Source organism: Streptomyces roseifaciens (assembly GCF_001445655.1).
GTDB lineage: Bacteria > Actinomycetota > Actinomycetes > Streptomycetales > Streptomycetaceae > Streptomyces > Streptomyces aureoversilis.
The window spans coordinates 98,127-113,640 of record NZ_LNBE01000002.1 but is presented as its reverse complement, the minus strand read 5'-3'; the positions used below and the strand labels follow the sequence as shown (position 1 = coordinate 113,640).

The 15,514-nt window shown below is 72.6% G+C and carries 15 protein-coding genes and 2 pseudogenes; 13 read left to right on the top strand and 4 right to left on the bottom strand.

The features are described 5' to 3' along the window. Positions 1-8: 8 nt before the first annotated feature. The 11 genes and pseudogenes from AS857_RS02330 to AS857_RS37100 all read left to right on the top strand — a co-directional run. On the top strand, positions 9-710 hold the full coding sequence (locus tag AS857_RS02330; RefSeq protein ID WP_216823935.1) for a class I SAM-dependent methyltransferase: 702 nt from the start codon (positions 9-11) through the stop codon (positions 708-710). 36 nt (positions 711-746) lie between these two features. Then, the gene (locus AS857_RS02325) at positions 747-2,066 is read left to right on the top strand and encodes a diaminopimelate decarboxylase (RefSeq protein ID WP_079110003.1); all 1,320 of its coding nucleotides are present in this window, start codon (positions 747-749) and stop codon (positions 2,064-2,066) included. Beyond that, positions 2,048-2,869 (top strand): 2,3,4,5-tetrahydropyridine-2,6-dicarboxylate N-succinyltransferase, encoded by an 822-nt coding sequence (locus tag AS857_RS02320; protein WP_058041412.1) that lies wholly within the window; start codon positions 2,048-2,050, stop codon positions 2,867-2,869. Before AS857_RS02325 ends, AS857_RS02320 begins: the two co-directional genes overlap by 19 nt. A gap of 3 nt (positions 2,870-2,872) precedes the next feature. Further along, on the top strand, positions 2,873-4,063 hold the full coding sequence (locus AS857_RS02315) for an aminotransferase class I/II-fold pyridoxal phosphate-dependent enzyme (RefSeq protein ID WP_058041411.1): 1,191 nt from the start codon (positions 2,873-2,875) through the stop codon (positions 4,061-4,063). Between the two features lie 58 nt (positions 4,064-4,121). Continuing rightward, positions 4,122-5,381, top strand: coding sequence for an ATP-grasp domain-containing protein (locus AS857_RS02310; RefSeq protein ID WP_058041410.1), 1,260 nt, complete (start codon positions 4,122-4,124; stop codon positions 5,379-5,381). A 9-nt stretch (positions 5,382-5,390) separates the two neighbouring features. Further along, positions 5,391-6,593, top strand: coding sequence for an ATP-grasp domain-containing protein (locus AS857_RS02305; protein ID WP_058041409.1), 1,203 nt, complete (start codon positions 5,391-5,393; stop codon positions 6,591-6,593). Then, positions 6,590-7,132, top strand: a complete 543-nt coding sequence (locus AS857_RS02300) for a cupin domain-containing protein (RefSeq protein ID WP_058041408.1) — start codon at positions 6,590-6,592, stop codon at positions 7,130-7,132. Before AS857_RS02305 ends, AS857_RS02300 begins: the two co-directional genes overlap by 4 nt. Continuing rightward, the gene (locus AS857_RS02295; RefSeq protein WP_058041407.1) at positions 7,122-8,465 is read left to right on the top strand and encodes an MFS transporter; all 1,344 of its coding nucleotides are present in this window, start codon (positions 7,122-7,124) and stop codon (positions 8,463-8,465) included. Before AS857_RS02300 ends, AS857_RS02295 begins: the two co-directional genes overlap by 11 nt. A gap of 3 nt (positions 8,466-8,468) precedes the next feature. Next, positions 8,469-9,662 carry an ATP-grasp domain-containing protein gene (locus AS857_RS02290; protein ID WP_058041406.1) on the top strand — a complete coding sequence of 398 codons (1,194 nt, stop codon included), beginning with the start codon at positions 8,469-8,471 and terminating at the stop codon, positions 9,660-9,662. A gap of 1 nt (position 9,663) precedes the next feature. Beyond that, the gene (locus AS857_RS02285) at positions 9,664-11,199 is read left to right on the top strand and encodes a DUF885 family protein (RefSeq protein ID WP_058041405.1); all 1,536 of its coding nucleotides are present in this window, start codon (positions 9,664-9,666) and stop codon (positions 11,197-11,199) included. Between the two features lie 231 nt (positions 11,200-11,430). Continuing rightward, positions 11,431-11,520: pseudogene (locus tag AS857_RS37100) on the top strand (IS5/IS1182 family transposase); the annotation flags it as partial. 204 nt (positions 11,521-11,724) lie between these two features. On the opposite strand, the gene AS857_RS02280 reads toward AS857_RS37100, so the two are convergent. The 3 genes from AS857_RS02280 to AS857_RS02270 form a co-directional block, all read right to left on the bottom strand. Then, positions 11,725-12,168 (bottom strand): DUF2267 domain-containing protein, encoded by a 444-nt coding sequence (locus AS857_RS02280; protein ID WP_058041404.1) that lies wholly within the window; start codon positions 12,166-12,168, stop codon positions 11,725-11,727. A 57-nt stretch (positions 12,169-12,225) separates the two neighbouring features. Then, positions 12,226-12,621 carry a DUF2267 domain-containing protein gene (locus AS857_RS02275; protein ID WP_058041403.1) on the bottom strand — a complete coding sequence of 132 codons (396 nt, stop codon included), beginning with the start codon at positions 12,619-12,621 and terminating at the stop codon, positions 12,226-12,228. 106 nt (positions 12,622-12,727) lie between these two features. Next, positions 12,728-13,159: an Hsp20/alpha crystallin family protein gene (locus tag AS857_RS02270; RefSeq protein ID WP_058041402.1), complete on the bottom strand. Its 432-nt coding sequence runs from the start codon at positions 13,157-13,159 to the stop codon at positions 12,728-12,730. A 127-nt stretch (positions 13,160-13,286) separates the two neighbouring features. Here AS857_RS02270 and AS857_RS02265 point away from each other — a divergent pair, with 127 nt between their 5' ends. Continuing rightward, positions 13,287-13,916: a hypothetical protein gene (locus tag AS857_RS02265; protein WP_058041401.1), complete on the top strand. Its 630-nt coding sequence runs from the start codon at positions 13,287-13,289 to the stop codon at positions 13,914-13,916. Positions 13,917-13,982: 66 nt separating this feature from the next. On the opposite strand, the gene AS857_RS02260 is transcribed toward AS857_RS02265, so the two are convergent. Next, positions 13,983-14,264, bottom strand: a complete 282-nt coding sequence (locus AS857_RS02260; protein WP_058041400.1) for a transposase — start codon at positions 14,262-14,264, stop codon at positions 13,983-13,985. Positions 14,265-14,492: 228 nt separating this feature from the next. Between AS857_RS02260 and AS857_RS02255 the strand changes: the two are divergent. Beyond that, positions 14,493-15,435: pseudogene (locus tag AS857_RS02255) on the top strand (IS110 family transposase); the annotation flags it as partial. Positions 15,436-15,514: the final 79 nt, after the last annotated feature.

Here is a 15,514-nt window from a genome sequence, read left to right as displayed (position 1 = left end):
AGCGGGACATGATGATCAGCGAGACTCAACAGGACCTCGACCGGGTGCGCGAGTACTACACGTCGAGGCGTGCCGCGGGCGACGGCGAGGAGAGCATCTACGCCATCTGGGAGAAGGGCGGGGCATTCAACGACTCGATCACGCCGTCGACGTACGTGCCCGAGTACCGGTCCCACATGGCGCTCAAGCTTCTCTCGCTGACGCAGGACGGCGCGAACATCTTCTCCTTGGGCTGCGGCAACGCCGCCGTGGAAGGGGTCGTTTCCGGCCTCAACCGGACGGTGCGCGGCATTGACTTCAACGAGGAGGCCGTCGGACTGGCCCGGCATAAGGGCGTCGACGCGTTCGCGGCCGACTACTTCACGCTGACGCCGTCCGACGTCGCCGACGCCGACCTCATCTACGCGGACGGCTTCTTCGGCCACCTCTTCGACAGCGAGCAGGAGTTCGGCCCGGCCCTGGCCAAACTCGCCTCCCTGAAGCCGAAGTCGGGCGCCTACCTGGTGCTCTCCAACGACGCGCCGGCCGACCCCCAGGCGCCGTTCGCCCCGCACGAGCGGGTCGAGGACTTCTGGTTCCTGTCCAGGGGCTACCTCCAGGATCGCCTCTCGGACCTGGGCTACGTCCCGGTGGAGAGCTACTACTTCCCGTACGTGCGCCCCGTCAGCGGCATGCGCAACCGCACCGTCTGCGTCGCCCGGGTCCCGTAACCACCGGTCGTCCGTCCCACCCCGAAAGGGAAGACCTTGCCCATAGCCGATGGGTTCGAGCGGCGTCTGCGGCCGCTGCTCCAAGAGATCGTGGCCGTCTACGGCACTCCGTTCCACCTCTACGACGCCCGGGGGATCATCGACACCCACCGTGCGATGGAGGCCGCCTTCGCCGGCGTCCCCTACCGTCAGCACTTCGCGGTGAAGGCGCTGCCCAACCCCGCCGTCCTGTCCCTGCTTCTGGCGGAGGGCAGCGGACTCGACTGCGCCTCGCCCGTCGAGCTGGAACTGGCGCGAAGCGTCGGGGCCGGTGGCGGCGACGTCGTGTTCACCTCCAACAACACCACTCCACAGGAGTACGAACTCGCCCTGACGTCAGGGGCATTGGTCACCTTCGACGACCGTTCGCTGCTGGACCGGGCCGACACCCTGCCGGAGACCGTCGCCTTCCGGGTCTCGCCGCACGGGCTCTCCGCCGGCTCCCGCCTCATGGGTGACGCGAAGGCGACGAAGTTCGGGGTGCCGGTGCCGGAACTCGCCGACGCCTACCGAGAGGCCAAGCGGCGCGGGGTCACCCGCTTCGGCATCCACGGCATGACCTGCGCCAACGAACTCGATGTGGGCCGGGCGGCGCGCGCCGCGGTGGACGTCATCGAGCTGGGCGCGCGGATCGCCGAGGACGTGGGCATCACGCTCGACTACATCAACGTCGGCGGCGGCCTCGGGATCCCCTACCGCCCCGAGGACCGGCCGTTCGGCTTCACGGCGTACGCGGACGCCATCGTGGCCGCCCGCCGCCGCTGCTTCCCCCGCTCGGCACCGCGGATCCTGATGGAGTGCGGACGGTACGTCACCGGCCCGCACGGGGTCCTGGTGACCCGGGTCGTCAACCGGTGCAGCAAGGGCCAGGAGGTCGTCGGCGTCGACGCCTCGATGTCCGCGCTGATGCGCCCCGGGTTCTACGGGGCGTACCACCACGTCAGTCTGCCCTTCGCCGCGGGACGGCCCGAGTCGCGCTACGACGTCGTGGGCTCGCTCTGCGAGAACATGGACAAGTTCGCGATCGACCGGTCGCTGCCCGACCCCCGCGTGGGCGACATCGCGCTCGTGCACGACACCGGCGCCCACGGGCACGCGATGGGCTTCACCTACAACGGGCGGCTGCGGCCCGCGGAACTCCTGCTGACGCCGGACGACGATGTCGTCGAGATCCGGCGCGCCGAACGGTTCGAGGATTACATCGCGACCGTCCGCACGCAGCCCGTCCCCGTCCTGAGCGCGGCGGCCCGACCCGCCGCCCGGGCAGCACGCACCACAGGCGAACAGGAGCGAACGGCATGCATTCCAGAGCGCTGATCGAGGGTGCCTTCGAGCGCCGCGCCGGGCTGACACCGGCGGACCTCGCGGAGCTCGCCCCGCACGTCGAGGCCGGTCTGGCCGCCCTCGACCGGGGCGAACTGCGGGCCGCGAACCCGGTCGACGGGGTGTGGGTCGCCAACACCTTCGTCAAGAAGCTGATCCTGCTGTCCTTCCCGCTCGGGCGGAACGAGCTCGCGGACTCCGGCCCCGGACGGCCCAGGACCTTCGACAAGGTGCCGCTGAAGTTCGAGGACTGGCAGGAGGACGACTTCGAGAAGGCGCGGATCCGGGTGGTCGCGGGCGCCGTCGTGCGCCGCGGCGCCCACGTGGCACCGGGCGCCGTACTCATGCCGTCCTTCGTCAACATCGGCGCCTACGTGGGCGCCGGAACCATGGTCGACACCTGGGCCACAGTCGGCTCCTGCGCCCAGGTGGGCGAGCGCTGCCACATCTCCGGCGGCGCCGGTATCGGCGGCGTCCTCGAACCGATCGGTGACAGCCCCGTGGTCATCGAGGACGACGTGTTCATCGGCGCGCGCAGCGAGATCGCCGAAGGCGTACGGGTGCGGCGCGGAGCCGTCATCGGCATGGGCGTCTACCTCGGCGCGTCCACCCCCATCGTGGACCGGGCGAGCGGCGAGGTGCTGCGCGGCGAGGTTCCGGAGAACGCCGTCGTGGTCGCCGGGGCACGCACCGACCCGAGCCGGCCCGAACTCTCCACGTACGCCGCGGTGATCGTCAAGTACGCCGACGAGCGCACCCGGGGCAAGACCGCGCTGAACGACCTGGTGCGGGACTGAACCGTGAGCCCACTCGCCGGCGCCTTCGCCCGGCTGCGCGCCCTGCAGCACGGCATCCCCACGCCACCGGGGCTCGACCCGGTCCAGCTCCACCTGGGCGAGGCCCGCCTCGGGGGCGGCGGCCTCGACACCGTGCTCCTGGCCGACGCCAACGGCTGGAGCGGCTATCCGAGCCCGGGCGGCACGGACGAGCTGCGCAGCGCCTACCAGGGGTGGCTGGCACGGCGCTTCGGCGTGCGGGAAGGCCCGGCCGACGGACGCGTGGCGGTCGAGCCCACCCCGGGCAGCAAACAGGCCGTGGCCGTCGCCGTGGCCCGCGCGGTGGCCCGGGTCCGGCCGGAGGGCGGCCCAGCGGCGGTCGTCATGCCGAACCCGTTCTACCCGACCTACCACGCTGCCGCCCTGGCGGCGGGCGCCCGGCCGGTGTTCTACCGCGTCGACGGCGACACCGCCGCCGGAGTGGAGGCGGCCGTAGCGGCGGCGGACGCCCCCGTCGCGGCGGTCGTCGTGTGCAGCCCCGGCAACCCGCGCGGCGAGGTCCTCCCCGAGGACGCCCTGCGGGCCGTGGAGAGGACCGCGGCCGCCGCCGGGGCCCTGCTCGTCGTCGACGAGTGCTACACCGACCTCTGGCTCGAACGGCCGCCGACCGGGTTCCTGTCGCTGGTGGAGCGCGGCGCGGTGGAGCCCGGCCGGTTCCTCGTGCTGCACAGCCTGTCCAAGCGGTCCGGGGCGCCGGGGCTCCGCAGCGGGTTCGCCGCGGGCGACCCGGCGACCGTGGCCGACTACGCGCATTACAACCGGGCGTGCGGCGTGTCGACCCCCGCGCCCGTGTGCGCCGCGGCCGCCGAGCTGTGGCGCGACGAGACCCACGTACGGCGGGCGCGGCGGGCCCTGGCCCGCAACTGGGAGCTCGCGGGCGAACTGCTGGCCGCCGTGCCGGGCTACCGCAGGGCGGCGGCCGGGTTCTTCCTGTGGCTGCCGGCCGACGACGACGAGGCCACGGCCCGCAGGCTCTGGCGCGACCACGCCCTGTCCGTGATGCCCGGCCGCTACCTCGCCGCCGAGGAGCCCAAGGGCGGCAACCCGGGCGCCGGACACCTGCGGATCGCGCTCGTGCACCCGGAGCCGGTGATGCGCACAGCGCTCGCCCGCCTGCGGAACGCCATGGTGCCCGGCCCTCGCCCGGCGGCCTGATCCCGGCCGCGCCGGCGCACCACCCGAAGACCCTCTCACCGGCCCAAGGAGGCCTGCCATGACGCACCCCCAGGAGAAGCCGCTGCTGCTGGTGATCACCAGCGGCCTGCGGCACTACCGCGAGTACCTGTTGCGGTCAATGTCCCACCGCTACCGGGTCCATCTGATCGACTCCGTCGCCCCCACCTGGGAGCTGCCCTACCTGTACGGCTCCACCGTGGTGTCCGACACCGGCGCCCGGTCCGTGCTGGAGGCCGCCCGGGAGGTCGCGGCACGCGAGGCGGTGTCCGGCGTCATGAGCTGGCACGAGGAGCACATCGTGCAGGCGGCCCTGGTCGCCGAGGAGCTCGGCCTGCCCGGCACCGCGGCCGATACCGTCCGCCGATGCCGGGACAAGTTCGCCACCCGTACCGCGCTCGCCGCCGCCGGACTGCCTCAGCCGCGCTTCGAGCTGACCGGGAGCCGCGAGGAGGCGCTGGCCGCCGCCGAGCGGCTGGGCTACCCGGTGGTGATCAAGCCGCGCGCCGCCGGCGGCAGCCAGGGCGTCGTCCTGGTCCACGACCCGGCCGGGCTGTCCCGGCAGTTCGAGACCACCCGCGACGTCCCGGTCCCGCACGCACCCGACTTCGACCGGGTGGTGCTCGTCGAGGAGTACCTGGAGGGCCCGGAGATCAGCGTCGACGCAGTGGTCCACGGCGGCTGTGTCACTCCGCTGTTCGTGGGACGCAAGGAGGTGGGCTACCCGCCGTACTTCGAGGAGACCGGGCACCGCGTCGACAGCGCCGACCCGCTGCTGAGCGACCCAGACCTTCTGCGCGCCCTGACCGGCATCCACGAGGCCCTCGGCTGCAGCGACGGCTGGACGCACAGCGAGCTCAAGCTCACCCCTCAGGGCCCCAAGCTGATCGAGGTCAACGGACGCCTGGGCGGCGACCTGATCCCCTACCTCGGCATGCGCGCCTCGGGCATCGACCCGGGGCTGGCCGCGGCCGACGTCGCCTGCGGCGCCGCCCCGCACACGGCCCCGTCGGCCGCGGGCGTGGCGGGCGTGCGGTTCTTCTACCCGGAGCACAACGACTCCGTCATCGCGTCGGTCGGCTTCGACGACGACGGGCTGTCCACCGAGACCGACCTGCTGGTGACACTGGTGGAGCCGGGCGACGTGGTGTCCCCGCCGCGTCAGGGCCTGATCGACGGGCGCGTCGCCCTCGCCACAGCGGTGGCCGCCACCGCGCGGGAGTGCGCAGACGCCCTGGACCGAGCGCAGGGCGCGCTGCGCCTGTCGGTCACCGAGCCGTCCCTCGCACCGGTGCGGTAGGGGAACGCCATGCACATCCTGGTCATGCACCGCGTCCCCGACTCGTTCGTACGCTACGCCGAGCAGATCGACCACGAGGCCCACGATGTCACCTACGTGAGCGCCCCCGACCGGCTCGCCACCCTCCCCGACGGCGTGCGCGGCCGCCGCATCGAACGCGCGGGCACCGGCGACACCGCCGACGAGGTGCTCGCCGCCGTGGCCGGTCTGCCCCGGCCCGACCTGGTCGTCGCCCTGTCCGAGTACGACCTGCTCCCCGCCGCCCGCGTACGGGAGGCGCTGGGGGTCGACGGCCCCGACGTACGGGCCGTGCTCCCCACGCGCGACAAGGTCGTGATGAAGTCGGCGGTCGTCGCGGCGGGCATCCGCGCCCCCCGCTTCGCCCCGCTGGCCACGGCGCTCGCACAGGGCGCCGGGTCCCTGCCCTGGAGCGGACGCACCGTCCTCAAGCCGCTCGCGGGCGCCTCCAGTGAGGGGATCTCCACGCATCCCGGACCGGCCGAGGCGCTGGCGGCGGCCACCGGCGTCGACGTGGACTCCTTCGAAGTCGAGGAGTTCGTCGAGGGGCCGGTCATCCACGTCGACGGGCTGCTGGCGACGGGCGCACCCGTCGCCGTCCAGGCGAGCCGGTACGTCGGCACCTGCCTGGGCTACGCCGCGGGCCGGCCGCTGGGATCGGTGCAGATCGACACCACGCCCAGGATCACCGAGTGGGCGCTGGCCTGTCTGCGTGCCGTCGGCATCGAGGACGGTCCCTTCCACCTGGAGGGCGTCGACACCCCCGAGGGCCTGGTCTTCCTGGAGGTGGGGGCACGCGTCGGCGGCGCGGACGTGGTCGACACCTTCGAGCTGGCCACCGGGGTGCACATGCCTTCCGTCCAGGTCCGGCTGATGGTCGACGGGTCCGGCGCCCCGCCCCTTGCCAGGACCCCGGGCCCCCACGAGCGGTACGGCTGGTTCGCCGTGCCCGGCCACACCCTCGGCACCCGCTACTGCCGGATCGAGGGGGAGAAGCCCTTCCGCGACGACCCGGTGGTGCTGCGCTGGTTGCAGCGCGCCCCCGACGAGCCGGTCAAGGACGTGATCACGTATGCCGACGCCGACGTCCCGATCGCGGGCGTGGCCGGCCCCGCCACCACCGACCTACTGGAGCGCTTCTTCACCGAGTTCTTCGCATCGGTGAGCGTGGCCCCGGCAGAGGAGCCGTCATGACCCTGCAGCCCCGCCTCGTCGTGGCCGCCCGCACCGAGGACGGCACGTCCGTCGCCGCCGTCGACCGTCCCGTCCCGCCCGTCGCCGTCGGCGCCTGGCCCGGCTCGCGGTTCTACCTCGCCTGGGGCAGCGAGGACGGTGGCGCCCGGGTCGGCAACGGCATGCCCGCGCCCGTCACCCTGCCCTTCTTCCCCGGCCCCGGCGGCACCCGTCTGCTGTTCGCCCGCTATGAGGCGCAGTTCACCACCCCGGTGCCGGTGGGCGACCCGGACGAGCTCGCCGCCGAGGCCGAGGAGAAGCTCCCCGGCCTCCTGGACGTCTTCGAACCCGGCGGGTCCCCCCTGCACACCACCGACACTCTCGACTACGGGATCTGTCTGCAGGGCGAGCTCCACCTCGAACTCGACGACGGCCGGGAGGTATTGATCACCCCCGGCACCTGTGTCGTCCAGCTCGGCACCCGCCACGCCTGGCACAACCGCGGTACCGAGGCAGCCCTGATGTGCTTCGTCGGGATCGGGGCCGACCGTGACGACTGAGCCGAGCGCCCGGCGGGCGGCCGACGAGCCCCGCACGCCGCTCGCCTTGCTGCGCTCCTGGCTGCCCCCCGGCGACAGCGCGCGCAGGCTCATAGCCGCGTCGTTCGCCGACTCCCTGGGCACCGGTCTGTTCATCGCGGGCTCGGCCCTGTTCTTCACCCGGGTCCTGGGCCTTACGACCGTCCAGGTCGGCATCGGTTTGTCCCTGGCCGGGCTGGCCGGGTTCCTGGGTATGGTGCCGCTGGGCCGGCTGGCCGACCGGATCGGCGGCAAGCGCGCCATCATGGCCCTGTACGTGTGGCGGGGCGCCTGCTTCGCTGTCTATCCCCTCGCCCGCGAGCCCGAGGTCTTCTTCGTCCTCGCGTTTCTCATCGGCATCGCGGAATGGGGCGGCGGCCCTATCGTCCAGGGCATCGTCGGCACCGTCGAGGGTGAGGCGTCCCGAGTGCGGACCATGGCTGTGATCGCCTCCGTCCGCAACGTCGGTTTCAGCCTGGGCGCGGTACTCGCCTCCCTCGCCCTGGCCACGGACAGCGGTACGGCGTTCACCGCCCTGGTGCTCGTCGACGCGCTGACGTTCTTCGCTGCCGCGGCGCTGCTGTCCCGGCTGCCCGCCGCCGCCAACGGCGCGGCCGTCGGCCTTGCGACCGCCCGCGCCCCGTCGGCCGGCTCCGTGCTGCGGGTGCACGACCCCAGGTTCCTGGCGCTGTCGGTCCTCAACGGCGTGCTGTTCCTGCACGCCATCCTGCTCACCGTGGCGCTCCCGCTGTGGATCGCGACCAGGACCGAGGTGCCCCCGGCGGTCACCGGCGCCGTCGTCGTCCTCAACACCGTGCTCGTGGTGCTGCTCCAGGTCCGCCTCAGCCGCAGCTCCCTCGACTTGCTCAGCGCCGCCCGCCGCCAGCAGTGGTCCGGCTGGACCCTGGCCGGCTGCTGCCTGCTGACGGCTCTTTCCGCGAGCGCCGGACCCGTCGTGGCGACCGCTCTGGTCATCGCCGCGACGGCGGCGCTGACCTTGGGCGAGATCTGGCAGTCGGTCGGCGCGTGGCGGCTGTCCTACGTGCTGTCCCCCGAGGACCGCCGCGGCTACTACCTGTCGGTGTACGAACTGGGCACCAGCGCCGCCTCCGCGGCGGGACCCGCGCTCCTCACCTGGGCGGTGATCGAGAACGGCCGGGCGGGCTGGATCGGCCTGGCTGCCTGCTTCGCCTTCACCGGCATCGCGATCACATCGATCGCACACCGGGCCGGCCGCGCGGTCGGCGCCCCGGCCCCCACGACGCCGAAGGACCAGGCGCCGTCCCCGGCACACGAGTCATCACAGGAGAGGTGAACCATGCAGAGGCTGCTGCTGGTCGGAGTCGGACTGACAGGGCGGCCCTACGCCGCCGCCGCCCGCCGGCTCGGCGTGCGGGTGCACGCAGTGGAGACCGCGCCCATGGCGGTGGCGCTGGCCGGCCAGGTCGACGAGGTGACGGTGTGCCGGGGCCGCTCGGACGAGCTGTGGTACGAGGCCGCCGGCGCCGCGGTGCGCACCGCCCGGCCCGACGGGGTGCTGGCCTTCAGCGAGCCGCACGTCCTGGCCGCCGCACTGGTCCAGGACGAACTCGGGCTGCCGGGCCCCTCGTTGCGCGCCGCCGCGACGTCGCGCAACAAGGCGCTGCAGCGGGCCCGGTTCACGGCGGCGGGCATCGGCCAGCCCGACTACCTGGTGACCGACCGGCTCGCCGACGCCGCCGAGTGGGCCGCGTCCCGGCTTCCCGTGGTCGTCAAGCCGCTGTCCTCGGCGGGCAGTGCGGGCGTCGAACTCGTCGCGGATCAAGCCGCGTTCGCCGAGGTGGCCGCACGCCGGGACAGCGAGGGCCGGCTCTTGGTCGAACAGGCCGTGAGCGGACCCGAGTACAGCTGGGAAGCGCTGGTGCGCGAGGGCAAGGTGTGGTTCGCCAACCTGACCGAGAAGGAGACCAGCGGTCCGCCCCACTTCGTGGAGACGGCGCACCGCGTCCCGGCCCCGGTCGACGGGGTCACCCGGGCGGTCGCCGACGACCTCGGCGCGGCGGTGCTCGACGCCCTCGGCATGCGCACCGGCATCGTGCACCTGGAGTTCCGTCTCACCCCGACGGGATCCTCCGTCATGGAGATCGCCGTACGCACACCGGGGGACCGCCTCATGGACCTGCTCGGCCTCGCCCACGGCGTCGACTGGTACGAGGCGGCGGTTCGCATGGCGCTCGGCCGGGACCTGCCGGCCCTGCCGCCCGGTCCGACGCGGCACACGGCGGTCTGCTTTCCCCCGGCGTCCCCCGGCACCGTCACCGCCGTTCACGGGCTCGCCGACGTCCTCGCCCACCCTTGCGTGGTGGAGGCCGAGGTGAGCATCGCGCTGGGTGGTGCCGTCGCACCGGTCCGCTCCTCGGCCGAGCGCGTCGGCCAGGTCCTCCTCGCCGCCGACGCCCCGGCCGTGCTCTCCGCGGCACTCGCCGACGTCCGCGCCACGCTCCATGTCGAGACCCGTCCGGCAGGCGCCTGACATGACCGGCATCACCGATGCGCGGGTGAGCGCCGCGCTCGCCCTCGACCTGGCCCGGGCCCGCGAGTCCGTCGGCCTCCACGTGTACGACGGGCAGGTCCAGGACCTCTCGCCCGGAGGTGTGAGCGGCACGCTCGCCCGCCTGGGACGCGGGCCGTTGCCCGAGGACCCGTTCGACGCGGAGGTCACGCTGATCCACGAGGACGGACTGCGCGCCCGGTTCGCCGAGGCCCAGCTGCACCGCCGCGATCCGCTTCTGCACGTCGCCGCCATGGACCTGGCCTGCTACGACCGGCAGTACGCCCCGGCCGGGCAGCGGCACCACGCGCGGATGCGGCACCTGTCGGGCTGGCCGGATGCGGTGGACAACGCGATCGAGGCCCTGGACCGGGTGCCCGCGCCGGTGGCGACCGCCACGCTGCCCGCGGTCCGCGGCCTCGCGCACGGCGTGGACGACGCCCGCGCCCTGGCCGCGCTGCGGCGCCTGGTCCGCCACGTCGAGACGGCCGCGCGGGACGGGGGCCCCTCGGCGGCCCTGGGCACCGCCGCGTTCGAGCGGCTGCTGGGCGCCGGGGAGGGCCTCACGTACGACGTCACGGAGCTGACGACCACGGCCGAGCGCGAACGGGCCCGCCTGCTGGAGCTGTTGAGGGACGCCGTGGACCGGCTTGCCCCCGGCGAGCGCCCCGCCGACGTCCTACGGGCCCTGCTGCGCGATCACCCGGTGACCGCCGACGGCGTCTTCGTCGAGGCCGCCGCCCTGATCGACGAGGTCACCGCTTTCGCCGTCGATCGGGATCTGATCGCCGACCCCGGCGGCGTCTGCCGGGTCGGACCCGCCCCGGCCTCACGGGCCTTCGCGCAGGCGATGATGTCCTGGTCCGCGCCGTACGAGGCCGACGCCCCCAGCTGGTACTACGTTGTGCCGCCCGACCCGGCGTGGCCGCCGGGGGAGGCCGAGGAGTGGCTGGCCGTCTTCAGCCGCACCTCGTTGCCCGCCATCACCGTGCACGAGGTGACGCCCGGTCACTATGCGCACGGCCGTGCGCTGCGGGCGCTGACCAGCGACGTGCGCCGCTCGCTGGAGTCCGCCGGGTTCGTCGAGGGCTGGGCGCACTACACCGAGGAGCTGTACGCCGAGGAGGGCTTCAGGGCCGACGACCCGCGCTATGTGATCGGCGTGGCCGTCGAGGCGCTGCTGCGGGTGACCCGGCTGACCTGCTCGATCGGCCTGCACACCGGGGCGATGACCGTCGACGAGGCCACGGCCCGCTTCGAGGCCGATGCGTTCCTGCGCGGCCGGGCCGCCCGGGGCGAAGCCCTGCGCGGCACCGTCGAGTCCACGTACGGGCGTTACACGCTGGGCAAGATGGCGATCCGTCAGGCACGCGATCGCGCACACGACAGCTGGGGGCAGCGCTATACGCACCGACGCTTCCACGACGCGCTGCTCGCCCTCGGTATGCCTCCCCTCGGGCTGCTGGAGCGGGCCTTCGTCGGCGACCTCGCCCCCCGGCCACCGACGGTCGTCGGATGACCGGGACGGCCCGGCAGCGGCGAAGCGTTCGCCGATGAGGTCGCCATCGGCTTCTTGGGCCTGGCTCGCCGCCGCTGTGGTGCGACCCCCGCGACTACCCGGCCTTCCTCGGGCTCGCCACCGCGATCGGCTGCTGCGAACGATTCATTTTCGCAGCAGTGAGCAACGTGAGCAGCGCGTGAGCGAAGCATAAGACGGTGTCCTATGTGGTGAGGCGGACGTTGACTGGTCATGGGGCGGGGAACGTGGGACTGGATCGTGCCGGACGGGCTGTGGGAGATCGCGAGGCCGCTGATCCCGCCGTCGAAGGTCCGGCCACAGGAGCGCGTAGGAGCCGATGGTGTCGGCGACGCGTGAATCGTCCAAGCGCCGCCGACACTGCTCGGCCTCCCGGCCGAGCAGGAGACCAAGCCGGACGAGACCGTGACCGGATAGCCCTCTCGGGAACCAGCGTGGCCTCGCCCTCGGACACCGGGCGAGGCCACGACCATCTCATTGCCCCTTCGTCGCCAGCTCTGCCCCCCTTTACGCGGCCGGGGTGAGTTCGGCGCGGCCGAACAGCAGGGCGTAGCCGGTGGGGAGCTGGTGGAGGATGCGGGTGATGAGGTCGGGTCCGGCGTGGGCGGCGACGGCGGAGAAGACGGAGCCGGTGTCCCAGCGGGTGGTGGCCAGGGAGGCGCCGGTGCGGGCGGCGAGGTCCTTGACGAAGGCCCAGCCGGTCAGGGGCCGGGTGTCGGGGATCTGCGCGGTGAGGACGCGTGCGGCCTCAAGGGGCAGCCGGGCGGCCAGGTCGACACGTTCGTCGCCGGTCAGCTGGCGTCCCAGCCCCGCAAGGACCAGGCGGACGGCTTCGTCGGCTCTCTCGCGGGTGGGGTAGGCGCCTTCGTAGCGGACCTGCTCCAGCATCTGCTCATACGTCGTCCCGTACGGTTGCTGGTGCTCAAGCGGTACGCGCACGTCGCTGATCACTGCGGTACATGCCTTTCGTGGAGCCGGGGGTGCCGGTGTGCGGCACCGAGGTATGGGTCAGGTGGGCTGGGGGTGACCGAAGAGCAGGTCGTAGCCGGCGGGGAGCTGGAGCAGGATCTGCCCCAGCAGGTCGTCGCCGGCGGTGTCGGCGGCCGTGGACAGCACGGCGCTGACGTCCCACGTCGCAGTCTGCTCGGTGGCGCCCTCGATCCAGGCCGCGGCCGCCCGCACGAACCGCTCCGGGGGCAGTGGCTCGGCGCTCTGCAGCGGGTTGAGCAGGATCAGGGCGAAGTCCTCCGGCAGGCGTGCCGCGAGCTGGGCGCGGACTTCGCCGACCAGGTGCGCGCCGAGCAGGGCGAGCACTACCCGGGCCGCGCGCTCGGCTTCCTCCACAGTTTCGTACTCGCCGCGTTCTTTCACGTGGTCGAGGAACGCTTTGCGTCGCAGAGTCATCTCGGCCGCTCCCCTTCCTTCTTCGGACGGCCTACGGGGTGCGGAGGGCGGGGTGAGGGGGAGATCGGAGATCAGGTGCCCGTCCTCCGCACCCTTCCGGCCGGTGTCAGCCGGAGATCTCCTTGCGGCCGGATCCGACGCCGATGGAGATCTTGCGGGGCTTGGCGCGCTCGGCGATCGGGATGCGCAGGATGAGGACGCCCGCGTCGTAGTCGGCCTTGATGTGCTCGGTGTCGAGGGTGTCGGCGAGCACGATCTGGCGGGAGAAGACGCCCAGCGGCCGCTCGGACAGTTCCATCTGCACGTCGTCGGCCTTCGTCACGGGCCGACGCTCGGCCTTGACCGTCAGCATGTTCCGCTCGACGTCGATGTCGATCGCGTCCGCGCTGACGCCCGGGAGGTCGAAGGCCACCACGTACTCGTCGCCCTCGCGATAGGCGTCCATCGGCATCGCCGACGGCCTCGACCAGGTGCCCGGGCCCATCAGCTGCTGGGTCAGCCGGTCCAGCTCACGGAAGGGGTCAGTGCGCATCAACATGGAAAGACACCTCCAGAGGTTCGGGCAGTTGCTGCCAATGCGCCTCACTGAAACCGTTGTAACATGTCATCCATTGGATGACAAACGTGGTGTCGTCCACACGATGACAATCCCGAGGGAGGTGTCCGTGACCCCGGCCGACCAGCCGTCCTCCTCCAGCACCGACGCCCACAGCCCGGCGTCGTTCCTCGCCGCCGCGGCGGCCCTGCGCGCCATCGACGACGCACTGCGCACCGCCCAGCACGGAGCCCCCGACACCCTCGGCGCCGGGCCGGCACCGGAGCAGGCCCTCGCCTCCGTATTGCTGCTGCGGCAGGTCCGCGAGCAGCTCGCCGGATGGGAGACCGGCCTGATCGAAACGGCCCGCGACGCGGGCGCCAGCTGGGCCGACCTCGCCCACCCCCTCGGCGTCGCCAGCCGACAGGCCGCCGAGCGCCGCTACCTGCGCGGCCGCCCGGGCCCCACCGGGACCACCGGCGAACAGCGCGTAACGGCCGCCCGGCAGGCCCGCGCCGCGGAACGCACCACCGCTACCTGGGCCCGCCACAATGCCGCCGACCTGCGCCGCCTCGCCGGCCAGATCACCGCACTCACCGACCTTCCCCCCGCCGCCCGTCACTCGGTCGGCGAGCTCCACACAGCCCTCGCCCACAACGACCCCGCCGCCCTCATCGCCCCCCTGGCCGCCACCCGCCGCCACCTGACCACCGCCCACCCCGACCTCGCCGCGCAACTCGACACCCTCACACCGCCCTAGAAATCCAGTGAAGATGTTGGAGTTGGGCCGCTCGACAAATGAGCCTGGGCGGCCCGTTCCGCCTGGTCAGGGGCTGGCTGGAGCCAGGGTCCAGGTTCCGTTGTGGTGGTCGAGTCCGAGGTTGATCAGTCGGCGGAGGTTGAGGGCGGCGGCCCGGTGGCGGATCCAGCGTTCGCCTTTGATGGTGCCGCGGCAGGGCAAGCGGCGGTTGCCTCGGTGGACGAGCCAGGCGATGACCCGTTCCACGGGCGGTCGCCAGCGGCGGTAGTCAGCCTGCCAGGTGGGGTCGGCGGCCTGTTGCCGGGCAGCTTCCTGCAGGGCCCGGAAATCGCCAGCGTCGCCCCCCATTACCTTCTTGGTGGCCCCGCAATGGGGCGCCCGGCCTCCGGAGTTGGCATGACTTTCTCCCCCTGTCGAACGCATGGCCTGGGGGGTGGTGTCACCGGCTCCGGAGGCATCGACAGACCGCTGGTTAGGGGCATGACCACCGGCTTTGCAGGTCGGGAGGCTCTTCGTAATGTGGATGTGGCGATCGGTGCCGTGGGACGGCCGGGCGAGGACGACCGAAGGACGCACGTGATCGACACCAGCGGCATCGGCGCCTTCCTCGGCCTGGACGTCGGCAAGGGCGAACACCACGCCACCGCCGTCACCCCAGCCGGGAAGAAAGCCTTCGACAAACGGCTGCCCAACAGCGAGCAGAAGCTCCGTGAGGTCTTCGGCAAGCTCAAGGCCAAGCACGGCGCCGTGCTCGTGGTCGTTGACCAGCCCGCCTCGATCGGGGCCCTGCGACGCGTTCGTCATCGCCGACGCCGCCCGCTCGATGCCGCACACCCTGCGGGCGATCGATCCCGCCGACGAGACGGTCGCCGAGCTGGAGATGATCGCCGGCTTCGACGACGACCTCGCCGGCGAAGCCACCAGGGTCTCCAACCGCTTGCGGGGACTGCTGACCCAGATCCACCCGCACCTGGAACGAGTGATCGGCCCGCGTATCCAGCACCCGGCTGTCCTGGCCCTGCTGGAACGCTTCGGGTCTCCGGCCCAGATCCGCAAGGCCGGCCGCCACCGGCTGGTGAACCTGCTCCGGCCGAAGGCACCCAGGATGGCAGAACGGCTGGTCGACGACATCTTCACCGCCCTGGACGAGCAGACCGTGGTCGTTCCCGGCACGGACGCGGCCGCGCTGATCGTCCCGAGCCTGGCCACTTCTCTGACCGCCGTCCTTGACCAGCGGAAACTGCTGGCCGGACGGATCGAGGAACTGCTGGAGGCCCACCCTCTTTCCAAGGTCCTGACGTCCATGCCGGGGATCGGCGTCAGGACCGGAGCCAGGATCCTCATCGACGTCGGCGACGCCAGCGGCTTCCCCTCCGCCGCCCACCTCGCCGCCTACGCGGGCCTCGCCCCAGCAACCAGAAGTTCCGGGTCCTCGATCCGCGGTGAACAACCCTCCCGGAGAGGAAACAAGCAGCTCAAACGGGCTTTCTTTCTCTCCGCGTTCGCCGCTTTGGCCGACCCCGTGACTCTGTTGCTCAATTCCGCGGAACGTCCGGGCTCGCGTCCGCGACCTGCACCAACGCTGTCGCGAAGGGCGT